The organism is Halomonas garicola, from assembly GCF_055382465.1.
Genome location: NZ_AP043931.1, coordinates 1,452,549 through 1,472,958 on the forward strand (window position 1 = coordinate 1,452,549; position 20,410 = coordinate 1,472,958).

Sequence of the window (20,410 nt, forward strand, 5' to 3'; positions counted from 1 at the left end):
ATGCGCCGGGCGTTTTGCTTTATACGCTTGGCCTTACACGGAGGACGATCCTCATGCCGCGCCTGGGAAACTACCTGCTGCCGCTTGGCCTGCTGCTGCCGCTTGCGGCCTCGGGCTTTGACTATCAAACGCCGGCGCTGATCCCCGAGCTGGCCTCGGGCTTTGAGGAAAAGCCCGGCTGGGCGACGAAGTCCTTTGCCGTGGTGGCTGCCAACCCGCTGGCGGCGGACGCCGGCAAGCAGATACTTGAGGCCAGCGGCAGCGCCGTTGACGCCGCCATTGCCGTGCAGATGGTGCTGGCGCTGGTGGAGCCGCAGTCCAGCGGTATTGGCGGGGGCGGCTTTTTGATGCACTTTGACGGCAGCGAGATTACCGCGTTTGACGGCCGGGAAACCGCGCCGGCAGGCGTCGATGAAACGCTGTTTCTCAACGACCAGGGCGAGCCTCTGGCGTTCAGGGAAGCCGTTGCCAGCGGCCGCTCGGTGGGCGTGCCGGGCATCGTCAGGATGCTGGAAAAGGTCCACGACGAATACGGCGAGCTTGACTGGGAGACGCTGTTCATTCCGGCCATCACCCTGGCGGAAAACGGGTTTGAGGTGAGCGAGCGGCTGCACCAGAGCCTGGCCGATGACGACCTCCTGGCGGAAGACGCGGCGGCCCGGGCGTTTTACTATCAAAAGGACGGCGAGCCCCTGGCCGTGGGCGAGACGCTGACCAACCCGGCGCTTGCCGCCATACTTGGCGATATCGCCGAACACGGCAGCGAGGCGTTTTACCAGGGCGAGGTGGCCCGGGATCTGGCCGAGCGGGTGCAGTCGCAAAAGGTGCCCGGCGCCCTGACGGTGAAGGACCTGGAAGACTACCAGGCCAAGGCGCGCGAGCCGCTCTGTACGCCCTGGCAGCAGTGGACGGTATGCGGCTTTCCGCCGCCGTCTTCGGGTCACCTGACCGTGATGCAGATCCTCGGCATGATGGACGAAGAGCCCATGGCCGAGGCGCCGCTGGATGCCGGCGCGCCCAGCGATGACTGGCTGCACCGCTTTGTGGAAGCATCGCGGCTGGCGTTTGCCGATCGCAACCGCTATATCGGTGATCCGGCCTTTGTCGAGGCCCCCGACGGCGACTGGCAGAGCCTGCTGGCGCCTGCGTATCTGGAGCAGCGCGCCGGGATGGTCGTCAGTGACGACAGCCTGGGCGATGACGCTGAGCCTGGCCATCCCGGCAAGCTTGAGGCGAGCCTGGCCACGCCGCCGCGTCAGTCGGAATACGGTACCAGCCACGTCAGCATCATCGATGCCGACGGCCACGCCGTGGCCCTGACCACCTCCATCGAGCAGGCCTTTGGCGCGCGGATATTGGCCGACGGCGGCACCGGCCTTGACGGTGGCTATCTGCTCAACAACCAGCTCACCGACTTTTCGTTCACCCCGGCCGTCGACGGCGAGTCGGTGGCCAACCGGGTGCAGCCGGGCAAGCGCCCGCGCTCAAGCATGAGCCCGACGCTGGTGTTCGAGCACGATGCACAAAGCGAGGGCGAGTACGAAACGGGCTCGCTGATAGCCACCCTTGGCAGCCCCGGCGGCGCGGCGATTATCCCCTACGTGGCGCAAACCCTTGTCGCGCTGCGCGACTGGGGCCTTGACGCCCAGCGGGCGCTTGAGCTGCCCCACGCGTTAACCCTGGGCGGCGATGTCTACGTGGAAAAGCGGCTTCCGGATATCACCCGGGAAGCGTTGCGCGAGCGCGGCCATACGCTCAGCGAGCGCGAGCTGACCAGCGGCCTGGGTGTGCTGGTCCGCCAGCCGGACAATACCCTGTTTGGCGGCGCCGACCCCCGCCGGGAAGGCGTGGTCAAGGGAGACGAGCCCGACTGACCCCGCTAGCGCCGCAGCCAGCTGTGAAACTTGAGCAGCAGCAGGCCGGCGTCGCTGAGCTGGCGGCGCTCGGCGAGCAGGGCAGCCAGGCGTTCCGGGTAGTCGGTGATGATGGCGTCTGCGCCCATGTCGATCAGCGTGGCCATGCGTTTGGGGCTGTTGACCGTCCAGGCGTGAACTTCGTAGCCGTAGGTAGTGGCCAGGCGCATTTCGTCTTCGGTAATACGGTTGTGCCGCAGGCCCAGGGCATCGAAGCCGTACCGGTCCAGGGTGCCGGGCAGTACCAGCTGGGCCAGCAGGGTGGTGCGCAGCTCCGGCGCCAGCTGCTTGACCGTGCGCACCAGCGTCGGCGACAGGGAGGCTATGCGCATTTCCCGGCGCGCATCGGGATAGCCGCAGCGGCCCAGAGCGGTAACCGGTTCGGCGGCGTCGGCCCAGCAGGCGTAGCGGGTATCGGTTTCGCGGTTCAGCGCGGTCAGCACCCCCTGGGCCAGCGCCGGGCCGCGGCCGGGGGCTGGTTTGAGTTCGATCATCAGCCCGGCCTGGCCGCGCGTTGCGTCAAACGCTTGATCCAGGGTGGGAATACGCTCGCCGCGAAAGTCGTGGCCGAACCAGCTGCCGATGTCGAAGTTGGCAAGCTCCTCGCGGGTGAGGTCGCCGACGTGGCGCGGATCGCCGGTCAGCCGAGCGAGGCTGCTGTCGTGATACACCATGACCACGTCGTCGGCGCTTAAGCGCACGTCCAGCTCGATGGCGTCGGCGCCGTCCTTTACCGCCTGGCGAAAGGCCGACAGCGTGTTTTCCGGCGCGCGCTTGGAGCTGCCCCGGTGGGCGATGATGGCGACGTCATCGTTGAGCTCAAAGCTGTTGACGATCCACCAGGCCTGGAGCGCCGCTATCACAATGACGGCAAGCTCCACCGCCCAGGCCAGCCTCCCCGCTCGGGTGCCCGACGGCGTGGGGGCGTATTCCCGGCCCCGGGCGAGCTGCATATAAAGGCACGCCGAGAGCAGCGCATTGATCGCAATACCGGCAAAGGTCAGGGCCAGCGTCAGCAGTACGTAAGCCGTGAGATAGGCCAGCATCGCCGGAAGCAGCACCTTGTGGTACTCGGGCAGCCAGTCCAGCAGCGGGGTGAAAACCGCATCGAACGCCAGGGTGGCGAGTATCGGCAGCGCGATAATGCCGATGAGCACCGCCAGCACGGCGGCGGCAATGGAGCGGTGCCAGCCCCGGGTCAGCGCGACGCTGCGGGAAAGCGCGCGGCGGGGCGAGACGTTTTCCAGCGCCACCAGCGGCAGCGCCAGCAGCCAGCGCAGATACAGCCGGCCGGCAAGCCAGGCCCAGAGGGCCAGCAGCGGCAGGGCGCAGGCAATGAAATACCATAGCTCCGGCGGGCGCACTTTTTGCAGGTAGTAGGTTTCAAGCTCGCCAAGCCAGGCGTCGTAAAGCCAGGCAATGCCGAACATGAACGGCGCGAGCAGCAGCAGGTGGCTACCTACCTGCAGCACCACCAGCCCGATGAGCGCCGGCAGGCGCCGGGTGCCGTGCCACAGGGCTTCCAGGGTAAGGCGGTAGTGATTCTGGCGGCGCTGGCTGAGGGCAATATGCAGCATGCCCGCCTGCTGCCAATAGAGCAGGCCAAAGGCGAGCCCCTGGATGGCCAGCGCACCGCTCAGGCCCGCGGGGGTGAACAGCAGCGCCACCAGCGTATCCGTGGTGACCACGTCCGTGCCGATACGCGCGTACATCGCTCGGGTGATCCCGGCGATGCCCGGCAGCACCAGGGTGGAAGCCAGCAGGGTGAACAGCAGGTGAAAGGCAATCAGCGCGCGCAGGCGACCGCGAAAAATACGCCAGAGAGAGGCGCCGAGCTGATTCAGCGGCCCGGCGCGTGACGACATGAAAGGCATGGTGGGGGACCCTGGGCTTACAGCGAAAGTTCCTGGTCGGCAATCAGGATGCCGTTGTTGTCGGCGTACAGCCACTGGCCGGGACGCACGTCGGTGCCGGCGATGTCCACGGCGATATCCCGGGTGCCCTCGCCGCGCTTGTGGCTCTTGCGCGGGTGGCGGCCCAGGGCCTGAATACCGATGGGCAGAGTCGCCAGCACGTCGACGTCGCGCACGCAGCCGTACATGATAATGCCGGCCCAGCCGTTGGCGACGGCTTTTTCGGCGAGCATGTCGCCAAGCATGGCGCAGCGTAGAGAGCCGCCGCCGTCGACGACCAGCACGGCGCCGTCGCCGGGTTCGCTTACCGCTTCGCGCACCCGGGAGTTGTCTTCAAAGCAGGTTACGGTGCGCACCGGGCCGGCAAAGGCGGTGACGCCGCCAAAGCGGGCGAACGGCGCCTGAATGGCGTGAACGTCCGGGTAGGCGTCGCAGATATCCGGGGTTACGATGCGGGTTGGATCAAGTGTCGCCATGGCGAGCTACCTCCAGGTTAGACAGGCTCAAGGGAATGGTTGACCGACAATAAAAAGCCCCGACCCGAGCAGATCGGGCCGGAGCGTTAAAGGCTCAGCGCCATGAGCGCTTGCGGTCAAGCCTCTTCGGCAAGCGGAATCATGTTCGACGCGGCGTTCTGGTATTCCTCGATCTCGTGGAAATTCATGTAGCGGTAAATTTCCCCGGCCATGGCGTCAAATTCGCTCATGTAGCGGCGATATTCGCTTACCGTGGGCAGGCGGCCTTCCACCGCGGCCACCGCGGCAAGCTCGGCGGAGGCGAGGTAGACGTTGGCGCCGTCGCCCAGGCGGTTGGGGAAGTTACGCGTGGAGGTTGAGACCACGGTGCTTTTCGCCGCTACCCGCGCCTGGTTGCCCATGCACAGCGAGCAGCCGGGCATTTCCATGCGCGCCCCGGCGCGGCCGAAGATGCCGTAGTAGCCCTCTTCGGTGAGCTGGTGCTGGTCCATTCGGGTCGGCGGCGCGAGCCACAGGCGGGTTTTCAGGCTGCCCGCGGGCTGCTGTTCCAAAAGCTTACCGGCGGCGCGGAAGTGGCCGATATTGGTCATGCACGAGCCGATGAAGACTTCATCGATGGTCTCGCCGGCGACGTCAGACAGCAGGCGGGCATCGTCCGGGTCGTTAGGCGCACAAAGGACCGGCTCTTTGAGCTCGTCGAGGTCGATCTCGATCACCTCGGCGTACTCGGCGTCCTTGTCGGCGCGCATCAGGCTTGGGTCTTCAAGCCAGGCTTCCATACCCTTGATGCGACGCTCGATGGTGCGGGCGTCGCCGTAGCCGTTGGCCAGCATCCACTTGAGCAGGGTGATGTTGGAGGTCAGGTATTCGCTGACGCTGTCCTCGGAGAGCGTAATGGTGCAGCCCGCCGCCGAGCGCTCGGCCGAGGCGTCGGAGAGCTCGAACGCCTGCTCGGCGGTAAGATCCTCAAGACCTTCGATTTCCAGCACCCGGCCGGAGAAAGCGTTTTTCTTGCCCGATTTCTCGACGGTCAATAGCCCCTGCTGAATGGCGTAGTAGGGGATGGCGTGGACCAGGTCGCGCAGGGTCACGCCGGGCTGGCGCTTGCCCTTGAAGCGCACCAGCACGGACTCGGGCATGTCCAGCGGCATGACGCCGGTAGCGGCGGCAAAGGCCACCAGCCCCGAGCCCGCGGGGAAGGAGATGCCCATCGGGAAGCGGGTGTGGGAGTCGCCGCCGGTGCCCACGGTGTCGGGCAGCAGCATGCGGTTGAGCCAGCTGTGGATAATGCCGTCGCCCGGGCGCAGGGAGACGCCGCCGCGGTTCATGATGAAGTCCGGCAGAGTATGGTGGGTGTCCACGTCAACCGGCTTGGGGTAGGCGCTGGTGTGGCAGAATGACTGCATGACCAGGTCCGCCTGGAAGCCGAGGCAAGCGAGGTCCTTGAGCTCGTCCCGAGTCATGGGGCCGGTGGTGTCCTGAGAGCCCACGGTGGTCATCTTCGGCTCGCAGTACATACCCGGGCGCACGCCGGGAAGATCGCAGGCCTTGCCCACCATTTTCTGGGCCAGAGTAAAGCCCTTGCCGGTATCCGCCGGCTGCTCGGGCAGGCGGAAGACGTCGGTCGCGGGAAGCCCCAGCGACTCCCGGGCCTTGGCGGTCAGCCCGCGGCCGATGATCAGCGGAATCCGGCCGCCGGCGCGGACTTCGTCGAGCAAAAGCTGGGTCTTGAGCGTGAAGGTGGTGACGACCTCGTCGGTGCCGTGGCGACAAACCTTGCCGGCGTAGGGATAGACGTCGATCACGTCGCCCATGTTGAGGTTTTCCACGTCCATCTCAACGGGCAGGGCGCCGGAGTCTTCCATGGTGTTGAAGAAAATTGGCGCTACGCTGCCGCCGAAGCAAAAGCCGCCGGCGCGCTTGTTGGGCGCGTAGGGAATGTCGTCGCCGAAAAACCACAAAACCGAGTTGGTGGCCGACTTGCGCGAGGAGCCGGTGCCCACCACGTCGCCGACGTACACCACCGGGTGGCCCTTGGCCTTGACCGCCTCGATCTGCGCAAGCGGCCCGGTTTCGCCGGGCACCTGGGGCTCGATGCCGTCGCGCGGGTTTTTCAGCATGGCGTTGGCGTGCAGCGGAATGTCCGGGCGCGACCAGGCGTCCGGCGCCGGGGACAGGTCGTCGGTATTGGTTTCGCCGGGCACCTTGAACACCGTCAGGGTGATCTTCTCGGCAAGCGCCGGCTGGGACAGGAACCACTCGGCCTCGGCCCAGGATTCAAGCACTCCCTGGGCGACGGCGTTGCCGGCCCGGGCGCGCTCCTCCACGTCGTGGAAGGCGTCAAACATCAAAAGCGTATGCTTGAGCTGCTCGCCGGCCTCGGCCGCAAGGCCCGCGTCGTCTAAAAGCTCGACCAGCGAGGCAATGTTGTAGCCGCCCTGCATGGTGCCCAACAGCTTCACCGCATGGACCTTATCGATCAGCGGCGATTCGGCCTCGCCACGGGCTACGGCGGTCAGAAAGCCGGCCTTGACGTAGGCGGCTTCGTCCACGCCCGGGGGGATGCGCTCGGTGATCAGGTCCAGGATAAACTCTTCCTCGCCCGCCGGCGGCGCTTTCAGCAGCTCGACCAGAGCGGCGGTCTGTTCGGCGTCAAGCGGCTTGGGCGGAACTCCGGCGTCGGCGCGTTCGGTAACATGGTGGCGGTAGGCTTCAAGCACGGGGGACCCTCTTTGGCTGGAAAAGGCGCGGCGACGCGCGGTGTCGGCAGATACGGCAGGCTTCAGGCACAGCCGGGCAGGCGGCATGCGCGGCGAGGCGGCGCGACGGAACGGCGTAATATTACGGTAAACCGTTGACAATGTTAAGCGAACCTCCCGGCCCGGCCGTTGCACTTTGGACGCAGCCCGTGGCGTAAAATAACGCCGACGGCGCGTTTTGTGCGGCATTTTGGAAACCGGACTACAAACCGGGCATGTCCGGCAGATGTGATTGCGCAAGCGCCGCGTTACCATGCGATGATACGACTTTTTACCTGACATATGCCCAACATCAACGCTGGCCGGTTGCCGGCCCGCTTCGGTAATTTGACATGACGCATACGCTATCTTCTTCCGCCGGGGCCGCGGCGGACGGCCTTCTGACCCCAGCCGACCACGGCATGAGCGCCGAGGGGCTATTGCCCGAGAGCCTGCTGGCGTTTCTCGGCTGCCCGACGCCTGAGGCCTGGCTCGTTGAGGCGCTGGCAAACCCCGAGACGCTATTGATCGACCACGCCCAGTGCGAGAAAAAGGCCGCCTCCACGGCCATGAACCTGCTTTACCGCTACGTCGATCAGCCGCTGCTGCTGAGCAAGATGTCCCAGCTGGCGCGCGAAGAGCTGCTGCATTTCGAGCAGGTGGTTAAACTGATGGAAAAGCGCGGCGTGGCCTATCGCCACCTGAGCGCCTCGCGCTACGCCCAGGGGCTGCGCCGCTACGTGCGGGGCAGTGACCCCGAGCGTTTGATCGACATTCTGATTGTCGGCGCGCTGATCGAGGCGCGCAGCTGCGAGCGCTTTGCCCGGCTGATCCCCTATCTGGATACCGAGCTGGCGCAGTTTTATCGCTCCCTGGTCAAGGCCGAGGGCCGCCACTACGAGGACTACCTGCTGCTGGCCCGACAGCAGACCGAGGCGCCCCTTGACGAGCGCATTGCGTTTTTCGCCGCCCGCGAAGCGGAGCTGATACGCTCACCCGACCCGGATTTTCGTTTCCATAGCGGCGTGCCCGCCTAGCCCGCCGCTTGTCGACGCCAGGATCTTACCCATGCGCGATGCTTGCAAGACGGACCAGCTTGTCCTCCTGGGGCACTTTTCGCTCACCCTGGATCAAGATGTGCTCACCCGGTTCAGCTACGACAAGGTCAAGGCGCTGCTGGTGTACCTGCTGCTTAACCGCCAGCCGGTGAGCCGGGCAGCGCTTGCCGAGCTTTTATGGCCGGATCAGGGCGTTTCTTCCGGGCGTACCAACCTGCGTCACGCGCTGCACAGCCTGCGCCAGGCGCTGGGAGCGCATAGCGATGAGGTGCTGAGCGTATCGCGTCAGACCATTGCGCTGACTCTGCCGGAGGCCTGGCAGGTCGACCTTTACCGCTTGGAAGCGCTGCTCGACGGTCCCCGGGACCTGGCCGGCCTTGAGGCGGTGCTGGCGTGCTATCAGGGGGATCTGGTCGAAGAGCTGCAGCTGATCAGCTGCGCGGCTTTTCAGCGCTGGCTGGTGCAGGTGCGCAACGAGTGGCGCCAGCGGGTCATCCGCTTTGCCGAGCAGGCGCTAGATACCTGCGAGCCGGTACCCAATGCCGTGCTGGAAACCCTGACCCGCCGCTTTTCCGGCTACGGGCCGTTTCATCAGCGTCGGGTCAAACAGCTGGCCGAGCAGGGGCAGCTGGCCGCGGCTCACGAGCAGTACAATGCCTACCTGCAGCTGCTGGCGCTGTCCGGCCAGCAGCCCGAGCCCGCGTTTCTACAGCTGGCCCGCTACTGGTCGGACGCCGCCGCCCCCCAGGCGGTGACGCACCAGGGCGCCTATTCTCGAGCGCTTGCCGCCGATAGCGAGCCGCTGCGCGAAGACGAGATCGAGCTGCGCCAGCTGTCGGTCATGGCCATCCGCCTGACGCTTGAAGGCGAATGGCAGGAGCGCGGCGCGCTGCAGCACTGCCTGGCGCTGCAGCGCGCGCTTTTGCGCTGGCTGGAGCAGCAGTGCCATCACCTCGGCGGCTTCTGGCTGCCCGGCGCCACCGGCGGGCTGGGGCTTGCCTGTTTCGGCACCCACGGGCCGGCCCACCAGCTGGCCGAGCTGGTGGCGCTTTACGAACACTGCCGCCACGCGCTGCCCCAGGAGGCGGCGCGCCATTGGCAGGGCGAAGGGGAGGTGCCGAGTTTCACCCTGGCGGCCGGGCTGCACAGCGGCCGGGTCATCTACCTGCCCGAGCGCCAGCTGGCGGACCCGCTGGGCCAGGTGACGCAAACGTCGCTCGAGCTGATGGGCGCGGCGGAAGGCAGCGAGCTGGTGATCTCCCGCGAGGCCAGCCAGCACATGCCGCCGGCGCTGGACCTGCAGCCGCGGCTGACCACGCGACGGGTGGCAAGCGACGGCCGGGTACGCCTGCGGGCGCTGGCGCTGGGCCGGGGCGAGGGCCGCTGGGAGGCGGTGCCGCCGAGCCTGGTGGGGCGCGAAACCGCGCTGCGCCAGCTGCGCGATGCGCTGGCCCGGGCCGGTATCGGGCTGCGCCAGAGCGTGCTGGTGAGCGGTGCCGCGGGCGTGGGCAAATCGGCGCTGATGGTCGGGTTCCGCCAGCTGGAGCTGAGCCGCGGCGCGGCGGTTTGCTGGCAGCCGATGACGCGCCTTTCGGTGCTCGAGCCGTACGCCGTGGCCCGCCGGCTGGTGGCCTGGCACGTTGATGCACGGCCCGACGCCGCCCACTTGCGTGCCCTTCAGGGACGGCTGGCCATGCCCGAGCTGGAAGCCGGGCGCCAGCGGCTGCTGGAAGAAGCGCTGGGGGCCAGTGAGGCGACCGACGTAGCTCGGCTGACGCGCAGCGCAGAGGCCACCGAGCTGGTGGTGGCGCTGGTTCAGCGGTTAATAGAGCGCCTGGCCGCCGAACGCAGCCTGATGCTGATGATTGACGACCTGCAGTGGGTCGACGAGCCGTCGTTCAAGATGCTGGCGGCCCTGCAGGCGCGCCTGCCCATCAACGCGGCGTTCATGCTGGTGGCCAGCCATCACGGTCGCGAAGCGCTGCCGGGCAAGCTGCACTGGGACCAGCAGATAGCGCTGGGGCCGCTGGATGAGCTGCAGTCGTCGCGGCTGCTAACGCTGCTGGCAAAGCGCTACCGCCTGCACCTGAGCCCGCGGCTGCGCTCCCGTATCATCGAGCGCTGCGACGGGGTGCCGCTTTACCTGCAGGAAATCTGCCGGCGGCTGGACATGGACCGGCGCGACGGCCGCCCGATGCAGCTGGACGCGCTGCCCAACGGTCTTTTTGGCCTGCTGGCCAGCCGTATCGACCAGCTGGGCGGCGATCGTCACGTGGCCCATGTCGCGGCGGTACTCGGCCGCCGTTTTCGCCAGGATTTTCTCGCCGCGAGCAGCGAGCTGGACGCAACGGCCCTTGGCCGCGCGCTCGAGCACATGCTCAAGCTCGAAATCATCGAGCCGGTGGACGACCCGCAGGGGGGTGCCAAGATGTACCAGTTCAGCCATCAGCTGCTGCAGGAAGCCGCCTACCTGTCGTGCCCGCGGGACGTGCGCGTGACTCTCCACCGGCAGGTCGTCGCGCTGATCGAAGCGCGCTTTCCGATCTGGATCAGCCGCCATCCGGGCGACTTCGCCGTGCACCTGGCGCGAAGCGGCCACGATGCCCGCAGCGCCCGCTATTTCGAGCTTGCCGCCCGGGAGGCGCTCAAGGTCAGCGCTAACCGCACGGCGCTGCGCATGGCGGATTCGGGGCTGGAAAGCCTGGCGCGGGTGGACTACGACCCCGCCCGGCAGGTCAGCCTGCTGACGGTGCGCGGCCAGGCGGCGTTTGCCCTTGAGGGCCACGGCTCACCCATGGCGCTGGAAAGCTTCCAGCGCGCCCGCGCGCTGCTGGAAAAAACGCCCGGGGAAGACGGCGCGCCCGCCGATACGGGCGCGGAATTTCTGGTCAGCTGGGGGCTTTGGGTCGCGCGCAGCCAGCGCTACGACCACCGGGAGGCTCAGGCCCTGGTGGCGACCCTGATGGATCTGGCGGGGCGGCTTGAAGAGCCGCGCTACCGCCGGCTGGCGGGCTACGCCCGGGCCCACAGCGCCTACTGGACGGCCAACGTCGACGAGGCGCACCGCCGGCTGGAAGCGCTGGATCCGCTCAATGCGCCGATGATGATCGAGTGGCTGCCGTTTTCCGATCACCCTCAGGTGTCCGCGGCGTGCTTTCAGAGCTGGGCGCTGTGCCTGTACGGCGACTATGCCCGCGCCGAGCGCCAGGTGGAAAGCGCGATACGCCTGGCCGCGCGGATCAATCATCCGGGCACGCAGGCCATGGCGCACCTGGTGGGGGCCGCACTGTACCGCCAGCTGGGGCACGTGCACCTGGCCAGCCGCCATGCCGAACGGGCCGCCGCCATTGCCAATACGGCGGATCTGGCGCTGTGGCAGATCTCGGCCCGGGGTGTGCGTGGCTGGCAACGGGCGCTGGGCGGCGATGGCGAAGGACTTGCCGAGCTGGAAGAGTGCCTGACGCACATGGCCGAGCTCACCGGCTTTGAGCGCTACCTGCGCCCGGTGCTGTGGTACACCGACGCCTGCCTGGCGCTGGGCAAGCTGGATACGGTAGAAGGCTATCTCGACCGGTGCCTCAAGATTGCCCTGAAGCGCGATACGCTGTTTCTGCCCGAACTTGCCGTTCAGCTGGCCTACGTGCGCGATCGCCAGGGGCGGCCGACGGCGGACGTAACGGCGCTCGCCGAGCTGGCGCTTGGACGGGCGCGCAAGCAGGGCAATCGCCACCAGGCGCTTGCCGCGCTCGAGCTGTGGCTGACCCTGGTTGCCCCGGACGATGAGGCGGCGCTTGACGACTTTCGGCGTCTGCTGGGAGAGGTCCGGCACAGCGATGCGCCGGTGCTGCTGCGCTGGATGAGCCTTGCCGAGCGGCGGCTGGCCGCGGCTTCCCCTGAATCATGACCGGCTCAGGCGGTCAGGGTTTCAAGCGCGGTGAGCGTGTCCAGGGCGTCGTTGCGGTGCTCGCCGCAGACGGCGGCGTCGTAGTCGAACTGCCGGCAAACGGCCGGGCGGCGAGGGTCGTTGAATAGCCGGCAGAGGTTATCATCATCCAGCTGGGCGCAGCGCTCGCCGGCCGGCTTGCCGTCGGGCATTCCGGGAATCGGCGAGCTGATGGAAGGCGCGATGCAGCAGGCGCCGCAGCCCGGGCGGCAGCCGTCAGAGGTCGACGCCGGCGGCGCCTCGGCGGGGGCGATATAAAATACCCGGCCGGCCGCGCTGTCGGTAGCAGGGCGGCTCACGAGTGGCCCGGAGCGCTTGCGTAGGCCAGCGGATCGCGCGCGCCGTTGGCGGCGAAGGCCTCGAGCCGTTCCCGGCAGCTGGCGCACTGGCCGCAGGCGAGCTCGCTGCCCGCATAGCACGTCCAGGTCTCGGCGTAGTCAAGCCCCATGGCCAGGCCGTCCGCCAGAATGTCACTTTTCGTCCGGTCCAGGTAGGGGGCATGCACCTCGACCGGCGCCAGGTTGGCAAGGCCCGCGGCGTGGCGCATGGCCTCGACAAACTCGGGGCGGCAGTCCGGGTAGAGGACGTGCTCGCCGCCGTGGGCGCCGTAGTCGACGCGGTCGGCGCCGATGTTGACCGCCTTGGCAATGGCAAGCGATAAAAGAATCATGTTGCGGTTGGGGACCGCCGTCGCGGCGAGGTTGTCCTCGGCGTAGTCGCCTTCGGGGACGGAGCGGGAGGCGTCGGTGAGCGCGGAGTTATCGATCAGGCCGTGTATCGCGCGGATATCCACCACCTGATGCGGTATGTCCAGCGCTTGACACACCCGGCGAGCCGTTTCCAGCTCGCGGGCGTGGCGCTGCCCGTAGTCGAACGACAGCGCATGGACCCGGCGGCCTTCGCGCAGGGCGCGGTGCAGTACGGTAAAGGAGTCCATGCCGCCGGAATAGATGACGACGGCGGCGTTTGATTCAGGCGTGTTCGGGGCAGGCATACGGTGTCCTTGGGCGGAGAGTGTATAGGCCCCGAGGGCGGCGGGGCGCATCCGGGATCCGGTCCGGCGCCGGGCAGTTTACGCCAGTCAGGCAGCCCATAAAAGGCGCGATGCCTGAGCTTGCCCTGCCGAGGCGGGATTTGTGAGGCCCGCCTTGCCGGCGTGTTAGGCTTGGCATCATGGCCCTGTGCCTACGCCAAAGACTTTTACCCGGGGAAACCCTCATGGCCACTATTGAACATAGCGAGATTGTCAGCGCCGCCCCCGAGCGCGTGTTTGCCCTGCTGCGCCGGGTCGAGGATTTTGCCGACTATTCGGATCTGATCGAGCGCATCGAGCCGCTGGGCGATGAGCGCTACCGCTGGTACGTCCACGCGCTGAAGATGGACTGGACCTTCGACGTGGCGGTGGTGGAGGCCAGCGCGCCGACAACGCTTGCCTGGAAATCGCTGAGCGGGGTGAAAAACCAGGGGCGCTATCACCTGGAGCGCGTGCCCGAGGGGACCGAGGTGACCCTGACGCTGAGCTACGAGATCGGCAGCCGGCTGATGGAAAAGGCCGTCAACCGGGCGGCGACGCCGCTGGTAAGCAAGGTCAGCCGGCAAATCCTCGAGCGGGTGGAAGCCAGGCTCGACAACGGCGATTAGTCGTCGCTGCGCTCCCCGGCCCAGGGCGCGATGAATAGCCGGCGGCGCGCGGCGCTGTCAAGCGGCAGGGCGAGCAGGTGAACAAGCTTAGTGTAGACGGCTTCCGGGGTCATATCGGCGCCGGAAAGCACCCCGGCCCGGTTAAGCCCCTGGCCGGCGGCGTAGGCTCCCATGGCTACTCTGCCCCGGGGGCACTGGCTGACTGCGGCCATCAGCTTGCCCCGGTCGCCCGCCCGCCTGAGCACCTCGAGCAGCGCCGGGTCGTCGGCAATGTTGCCCGCACCCCACAGCTCTAAAAGCGCCCCTGCCACCCGGCTATCCTCCAGCCAGGCGCCCAGCTGCCAGGCTGCCATGCCCGGCCACAGCACGATTCTTGCGACCTCACCCTGATTCACCTGGCCATAGTCCGCCGGCGCGCGGGTCAACAGCCTGACGACGTCGGCGTCGGGGCCGGTGTTCCGGGGAGGGGCGAACAGCCGCGGTGCCCCGCGGTATTCGCCCAGCAACCGGGCGTTGGGGCTGGCGAACGCATCCGCCGCCGAGGCGTGCTCTTTGATGGCCCGGGCGCCGTGGAGCAGGCGGCCGGCAAAATACACCGCGACGCCGTCAAGGCCAGGCTCCGCGGCGAAGCGCAGCGCGCCCTCAAGGTTATCAAGCGCGTCGCTGCCCGGCGCTTCCAGCGGCTGCATGGCGCCGGTGACGATGACCGGAAAGCCCGGGGTGCGCAGCTGCAGGGAAAGGCTCGCCGCCGTCCAGCTCAGGGTGTCGGTGCCGTGCACCACCACGACGCCGGCGTAGTCGGCGCGATGCGCTCGAATATCTTCGGCCAGGGTGTGCCAGTCCCGCGGCGTGACCGCGCTTGAGTCAATCAGGCGCGAGTAGCTGTGTACCGCCCGCGCCGGTAGCGCCCGACGCCTGTCTACCGGCAGGGTGGCCAGCGCTTTTTCCAGCCGAGCGGCGAAGTCGCCGCCCGGAGCCAGGCCGCCCTCGCCGGGCAGCATGCCGATGGTGCCGCCGGTATAGATGACCCGCACCGGCAGGGCTTGACGGCGGTTAACGGTATCGTCCATGCGGCTCTCCTGATCCTCGGTTAGAGGTGGGGGCGCAGGTCGCCGCGCACGGCGTCCAGCAGGGTGATGAAGTGGTAGTCGTGGTCGTTATCCAGGCAGTCCACCTGAACGTTGGTGCGCATGCCTTTGTCCATGTGCACGCGATCGAAAATTTCCAGGGTGACCTTGCGCGCGGGCTTGTCGCCGGGGGCGATGACGCCGTCTTCCAGGGTGAAGGTTTCCAGCAGGGTGGCGCGTATCCGCGCCTGCTGGCCTTCGCTGAGCAGGCGGCGGATAAACAGCCAGCCTTCGCATACCAGCGCTTCGCCGTCTTCCCGGGTGCGCAAAAACAGCGTGCGGTAGCAGGCGCCTTCGGCGGCGGCTTTTTCCGCCATGCTGCGGTAGGCCTGCATGACCTGCCGGGAGGAGGCGTGGGCCTCTTCCAGGCGCTGGACGATGCCGGCGTGCTCCCGGCTCAGCTGTTCCTGGCGCTGAAAGGTGAGCCAGCGGCGGTAATCGGCAATTAGGCTGGACGACGCCATAGTCACTCCACGTTGTGTCAATAAAAAAGGGCAGGCCGCGCTGGGCGCTAGCGGCTCTGGGAGCTGCGCTGACGGTTGCGCGAGCGCCGCGGCTTGCGGTTGCGGTCGGAGCTGGGCGCGCGACTGTCGCTGCGCGGTTTGCCGGAGCGGCGGCCGTTTTCAATCGGCTGGGCGACGGCGTTGGGATCCGGCTCGAAGCCCGGCTCCACCCGGCGCTCGAGCGAGGTCTTGATCACCCGCTCGATGTTTTTCAGCAGCTGGGCTTCATCGATGCAGACCAGCGAGACGGCTTCGCCCTGGCTGCCGGCGCGCCCGGTGCGGCCGATGCGGTGCACGTAGTCTTCGGCGACGTTGGGCAAATCGAAGTTGACCACGTAGGGCAGCTGGTGGATATCCAGCCCGCGCGCGGCAATGTCGGTGGCGACGAGCACCTGCAGATCTCCGCTCTTGAAGGCCCCCAGCGCCCGAGTTCTCGCGCCCTGGCTTTTATTGCCGTGGATGGCCATGGCGGGGATGGAGCGCTTGGAGAGCTGTTCGGCGAGGCGGTTGGCGCCGTGCTTGGTGCGGGTAAAGACCAGCACCTGATACCACTGCTGGGTGTCGATCAGGTGGGCCAGCAGCTCGCGCTTTTTCTCCCGGTCGACCTGATAGACGGTCTGCTCGATCTTTTCCGCGGTGGTGTTGCGCGGCGCCACGTCGATCTGCTTGGGGTCGTCCAGCAGCTGTTTGGCCAACGCCTGAATATCGTTGGAGAAAGTGGCGGAGAACATCAGGTTCTGACGCTTGGTCGGCATCAGCCGCAACAGCCGCTTGATGTCGTGAATAAAGCCCATGTCGAGCATGCGGTCGGCTTCGTCAAGCACGAGAATTTCCAGGCTCGAGAGGTCGACGTGGCCCTGCTGGTGCAGGTCCAGCAGCCGCCCGGGCGTGGCGATGAGGATATCGACCCCGCGCTTGAGCGCTTCGACCTGGGGGTTCTGGCCCACGCCACCAAAGATGACCTGAGTTCGCAGCTTGAGCCCGGCGCCGTAAGCGGCAATGCTCTTGCCCACCTGGGCGGCGAGCTCCCGGGTCGGCGCCAGCACCAGCGAGCGTACCTGGCGGCTTTTCGCCGGCCGGCCGCGCTCAAGGAGCTGAAGCATGGGCAGGCCGAAGCCGGCGGTCTTGCCGGTGCCGGTCTGGGCGCTGGCCAGCAGGTCGTGGCCCGCAAGGACCGTAGGAATCGCTTGGGCCTGAATAGGGGTGGGCGTGGTATAGCCTTCGGCGTTGATCGCTTCAAGCAGTTCGGCCGTTAAGCCAAGGTCAGAAAAATCCATAGTATCTCCGCACGGCGCCGGAAACGATCGCCGTGTGATAAAACGCCGGCAAGCGCTGCCCGGCGTAGTCAACAATAATAAAAGCGTCGCGCGCTAAACGCGGTCGCGCATCATAACACGGCGCGCCGGATGCCGGCGGCAATCTCGTCGGCGGCTTGCTCAAGGCTCTGGCCCAGGGCGCGCACCAAGGCGGGGTAGCCGTCTTGCTCAAGGGCGGTGCGGGCGCTGAAGCTGTCCATGTGCAAAAGGCGGCCCTCGGCGCTTCGCAGCTGCCACTGGCCGCTGGCCACGGCGTAGCCGTCGTGGCGTCCCTGGAACTGGTCGATGCTGACGTCCAAGTTATAGGCGTCGTTGTCGCCCGGGCTTGCCTGGGTGACGCGCCAGGCCGGCAAGTCCTGGGACAGGTGCGCCTTGAGATTGCGCGTCAGCTGCTGATCAAGGCCTTCGGCCCAGCGGTGCTCTCGGGCTTCGCGAAGCTCGATGTCGTCAAGCTGCATGACGATGCCCTCGACGTCCAGGTAGTGCGCCAGGCGTAGCCGCCCAAGCGCCAGCGTCGCCTCGGGCGCGCTGGGCACTTCAGGGGTAGCGGCCGGCAGCAGGTAGCGCGAGGACGGCGACACCTTACCGGCACAGCCGCCAAGCCCGAGGCCCAGCAACAGCACGGCGAGCAATGGCAAAAGGCGCTGGAAGACAAGCATGGCATTTCCTTTTTAGTGGCGTTGACATCGGGCGCCGGTGCGTGATCAGGGAGCTTCCGGTGCCCGCGGCACGGGATCTTCGGTATCAAGGTTGTCAAACAGCAGCGCCCGCGGGTTCTCGTTCAGCGTTTTGGTTAGCGGCTGCAGGTCGCGCAGCAAGCGTTCGATGCGTTCCATGGTCGAAAGAATGTCCCGGTACGCCGGCGAATTCGGCGATACGCCCTCAAGCGTAGTGCGAAGCTCTTTGAGCGTCTCGTTCAGATTGCTGCCGATGTTTTGGGTTTCGGGGCTGTCGAGCAGGTTGTTGAGCGACTCGGAGACGCCCTGTACTTCGTTGAGCGTGGCTTCGGCCGCCTGCATGTTGCGGTCCAGCCCGTCGAGTAACGGGTCGACATCGAGCTCGTTGAGCTTTTCCAGCAGCGTGGTGATCTGCGCCTGAATCTGCGCGAAACCGCCGGTGGTAGTGGGGAAGACGCGCACGTCGGCAAAGGTTTCGGCAGCGTAGTCGTCGCTTTCGCTATCCTGGAAGTTCAGGTCGACAAACAGGGCACCGGTGAGCAGGTTGCCGTTTTTGAGGGTGGCGCGCAGGCCGATATCGAACATCTGCCGAAAGCGCGTCTGCCACTCGTCAAGGTCGAGCCCTTCATCGGCAATGCCCAGGCGCTGAGGCTCGATCCGGATCAGCACGGGGATGGCAAAGCTTGAGCGCGAGTCCGGCTGAGGCGCGGTAAAGTTCCAGGGCACGGCGGCGACGGTCCCCACGCGGACGCCGCGAAACTCGACCGGAGCGCCTTTTTTCAGGCCGCGCACGGTGTCGTCGACCAGCAGGACGTATTCGATGTAGCGATCGAAGGTGCCCTGGCGCGCGCTGTCCTCATCGGCATACAGGCTGAAGCGGGTGTTGGAGTCGACGGCCTGGCCCGTGGGCAGGTCGGCGGGGACGCCAAAGGTGACGCCGCCGCCCAGCAGGGCTTCGAGGGATTCCAGGTTGACCCTGATGCCGTCGGCATCCAGGCGAAAGTCAATGCCGCTGGTGTTCCAGAACCGCGTGTTGTCGGTGACCAGGCTGGCGTAGGGTTTTTCGATAAAGATGTTGTGCGACACCTGGCGCTCTTCGGGCTTGAAATTGACTTCTTCGACGCGGCCTACGGTGTAGCCCTGATAGGAGACCGGGTCGCCTACCTTCATCGAGTTGCCAAGCTCGCTGACCAGGGTGAGCTGCAGACCGGCGACGCCTGTTGGCGCTACCGGCGGCACGTCGCTGACCGTGAACTCGCGCTTGAGCTCGTCGGAGCTGCCCGGCTCAAGCTGGATATAGGCGCCGGACAGCACGGTGTTAAGCCCGCTGATGCCTTCCCGGCCAATGCGCGGCTTGACCACCCAGAAGCGGCTGTCTTCGGTGAGCATGTCTTCGGCCTCGGGATGGATCCGGGCGCCGATAACGGCGTGGGAGAGATCGTCGGACAGACGCACGCTCTGGACCTGGCCGACTTCGACGTTGCGCGTGCGGATCAGGGTCTTACCGGCCTCGATGCCTTCGGCGTTTTCCATGGTGAGTTTGATCTGGGTGCCGCGGCTGGAGTAGTTGTCGTAAACCAGCCACATGCCGATGACCACGGCGATCAGCGGAATGATCCAGATAGGCGATAGCCTTGCCTGAGCCGACGCCTTGGCCCGATCCAGCCCCGAGGTCGGCGTGGGATCATTGGGCGTGCGGTGGTCATTTGGTGTTTCATTAGCCATCGACAGTTCCCTGAAAGGCGGTGTGAGTTTGCGCTTTGGCAGCCGGCAAGGGAGCGTCCCAGATCAGGCGCGGGTCAAACGACATGGCGGCCAGCATGGTAAGGATGACCACCGCGCCAAAAGCCAGCTCAGCGGGGCCGGGAGTGATCGACATCAGCGTCCCGGCGCGGATCAGCGCCACAAGGATGGCCACAACAAAGACGTCGACCATCGACCAGCGGCCGATAAAATCGGTGACGCGATAGAGGACAGTGCGGCTTTGGGCGTTGATCGTGCGGCCTCGACGGGTGACAAGGCATAGCCAGCTAAGGGCGAACAGCTTGCCGACCGGCACCATGACGCTGGCAACGAAAATAACCAGCGCAATGGGCCACGAGCCTGACTGGTAGAGCTCAACGACGCCGCCGATGATGGTGGACGAGGAGGCTTCCCCCAGGCTGGTCACGTTCATGATCGGGTACAGATTAGCCGGAATATACAGGATCGCCGCGGCGACGAGAAATGCCCAGGTGCGCTGAATACTGTGCGGATGGCGGGCGTGAAGGCGCTCTCCGCAGCGCCGGCAGCGCGTCTTGCCTGTGGTTTCCAGGCGGTTGACCAGCCCGCAGGTGGCGCAGCCGGTCAGCTGCTGGGCCGCGGCGGGAGCGCCTGTTTGAGCGCCTTCCGGTGCCAGGGGTTCGCCGTCGAGGGAAAACCACAGCCAGTCGGCATCCAGCGACTGGCTGGTCAGCAGCAATAAAAAGGCGAAAACGCAAAACGCCCAGAACGATAGCCCCAGCGATATCTGCGCCAGACCGGAAATCTTGATCAGGCTAACCAGGGCGCCAATGATGAAGACATCGGCCATCATCCAGGGCGTCAGGTGGGTGAGCGCCCGGGCAATATCGCGGCTGAACGGCAGCGGGCGATAGCGCATCAGCCCCAGCTGTAGCCACATGACGGCCAGCAGGTAGCAGGCCGGCAGCACCACGATGGTCAGGATAACCACAACGGCTACTACCGGCTGATGAAAGTTGATGAGCGCCGTGGCGGTCTGGTGCAGCTCGATACGGTTGCTGACGCCGCTGACGCTGAAGCTGATAAAGGGAAACGAGACGGCTACCAGCAGGGCGATGAAGGCGGCAAAGGCTAGCGCCATGCTGCGCTGGGCCGGGTGGTGATGGCGCCTGACCAGCGCATGGTGGCAGCGCGGGCAGGCGGCTTTTTCGCCGGGGCTCAGCGGCGGCAGAGCACAGAGCCAGTCGCATTCGTGACAGGCGCGCAGCCGCCGGCGCCGAGTGTGGATCTCGGGCGGCGAACGGTCTACATAGGGGGCCTGGCGGGGGAGCGCAGGCCGTTTGAGCAGACGATACTGAACCAATCCTTCTCCTTACTACGCGC

The 20,410-nt window shown here is 66.5% G+C and carries 15 protein-coding genes; 4 read left to right on the plus strand and 11 right to left on the minus strand.

All coding sequences use genetic code 11. The annotated features are described in order from the left end of the window. Window positions 1-53: 53 nt before the first annotated feature. Window positions 54-1,874, plus strand: coding sequence for a gamma-glutamyltransferase (gene ggt, locus ACZ46Y_RS07150; RefSeq protein ID WP_311956894.1), 1,821 nt, complete (start codon window positions 54-56; stop codon window positions 1,872-1,874). A gap of 5 nt (window positions 1,875-1,879) precedes the next feature. On the opposite strand, the gene ACZ46Y_RS07155 is transcribed toward ggt, so the two are convergent. The 3 genes from ACZ46Y_RS07155 to acnB form a co-directional block, all read right to left on the minus strand. Continuing rightward, window positions 1,880-3,778, minus strand: coding sequence for a glycerophosphodiester phosphodiesterase family protein (locus tag ACZ46Y_RS07155; RefSeq protein ID WP_311956895.1), 1,899 nt, complete (start codon window positions 3,776-3,778; stop codon window positions 1,880-1,882). Between the two features lie 26 nt (window positions 3,779-3,804). Continuing rightward, on the minus strand, window positions 3,805-4,302 hold the full coding sequence (gene rraA / locus ACZ46Y_RS07160) for a ribonuclease E activity regulator RraA (protein WP_311956896.1): 498 nt from the start codon (window positions 4,300-4,302) through the stop codon (window positions 3,805-3,807). Between the two features lie 116 nt (window positions 4,303-4,418). Beyond that, entirely contained in the window at window positions 4,419-7,022 is a 2,604-nt protein-coding gene (gene acnB / locus ACZ46Y_RS07165; RefSeq protein ID WP_311956897.1) for a bifunctional aconitate hydratase 2/2-methylisocitrate dehydratase, read from the minus strand. Between the two features lie 440 nt (window positions 7,023-7,462). On the opposite strand from acnB, the gene ACZ46Y_RS07170 reads away from it, so the two are divergent. Beyond that, window positions 7,463-8,077, plus strand: a complete 615-nt coding sequence (locus ACZ46Y_RS07170; RefSeq protein WP_311956919.1) for a MiaE family protein — start codon at window positions 7,463-7,465, stop codon at window positions 8,075-8,077. 31 nt (window positions 8,078-8,108) lie between these two features. Further along, complete coding sequence (locus ACZ46Y_RS07175; protein WP_311956898.1) at window positions 8,109-12,002, plus strand: AAA family ATPase; 3,894 nt, start codon at window positions 8,109-8,111, stop codon at window positions 12,000-12,002. Window positions 12,003-12,007: 5 nt separating this feature from the next. Here the strand turns inward: ACZ46Y_RS07175 and ACZ46Y_RS07180 are convergent, their stop codons facing one another. Together ACZ46Y_RS07180 and queC are read right to left on the minus strand one after the other, a co-directional pair. Further along, window positions 12,008-12,295, minus strand: coding sequence for a YkgJ family cysteine cluster protein (locus tag ACZ46Y_RS07180; RefSeq protein ID WP_311956921.1), 288 nt, complete (start codon window positions 12,293-12,295; stop codon window positions 12,008-12,010). 41 nt (window positions 12,296-12,336) lie between these two features. Continuing rightward, entirely contained in the window at window positions 12,337-13,035 is a 699-nt protein-coding gene (gene queC / locus ACZ46Y_RS07185; RefSeq protein WP_311956900.1) for a 7-cyano-7-deazaguanine synthase QueC, read from the minus strand. Window positions 13,036-13,259: 224 nt separating this feature from the next. Between queC and ACZ46Y_RS07190 the strand changes: the two genes are divergently transcribed. Next, a complete protein-coding gene (locus ACZ46Y_RS07190) occupies window positions 13,260-13,682 on the plus strand; it encodes an SRPBCC family protein (protein ID WP_311956902.1) in 423 nt (140 codons plus the stop codon). Here the strand turns inward: ACZ46Y_RS07190 and ACZ46Y_RS07195 are convergent. The 6 genes from ACZ46Y_RS07195 to ACZ46Y_RS07220 all read right to left on the minus strand — a co-directional run bounded on the left by ACZ46Y_RS07195 (window position 13,679) and on the right by ACZ46Y_RS07220 (window position 20,390). Beyond that, the gene (locus tag ACZ46Y_RS07195) at window positions 13,679-14,752 is read right to left on the minus strand and encodes an asparaginase (protein ID WP_311956905.1); all 1,074 of its coding nucleotides are present in this window, start codon (window positions 14,750-14,752) and stop codon (window positions 13,679-13,681) included. The two genes, ACZ46Y_RS07190 and ACZ46Y_RS07195, sit on opposite strands and share 4 nt — an antisense overlap. A 20-nt stretch (window positions 14,753-14,772) precedes the next feature. Beyond that, window positions 14,773-15,273: a hypothetical protein gene (locus ACZ46Y_RS07200; protein ID WP_311956907.1), complete on the minus strand. Its 501-nt coding sequence runs from the start codon at window positions 15,271-15,273 to the stop codon at window positions 14,773-14,775. Window positions 15,274-15,320: 47 nt separating this feature from the next. Beyond that, window positions 15,321-16,589 carry a DEAD/DEAH box helicase gene (locus ACZ46Y_RS07205; protein WP_311956908.1) on the minus strand — a complete coding sequence of 423 codons (1,269 nt, stop codon included), beginning with the start codon at window positions 16,587-16,589 and terminating at the stop codon, window positions 15,321-15,323. Between the two features lie 110 nt (window positions 16,590-16,699). Continuing rightward, entirely contained in the window at window positions 16,700-17,287 is a 588-nt protein-coding gene (locus tag ACZ46Y_RS07210) for a PqiC family protein (RefSeq protein WP_311956909.1), read from the minus strand. Window positions 17,288-17,332: 45 nt separating this feature from the next. Beyond that, entirely contained in the window at window positions 17,333-19,030 is a 1,698-nt protein-coding gene (gene pqiB / locus ACZ46Y_RS07215; RefSeq protein WP_311956910.1) for an intermembrane transport protein PqiB, read from the minus strand. Then, window positions 19,023-20,390 carry a paraquat-inducible protein A gene (locus ACZ46Y_RS07220; protein WP_311956911.1) on the minus strand — a complete coding sequence of 456 codons (1,368 nt, stop codon included), beginning with the start codon at window positions 20,388-20,390 and terminating at the stop codon, window positions 19,023-19,025. The genes pqiB and ACZ46Y_RS07220 overlap by 8 nt, the downstream gene beginning before the upstream one ends. Window positions 20,391-20,410 lie beyond the last annotated feature (20 nt).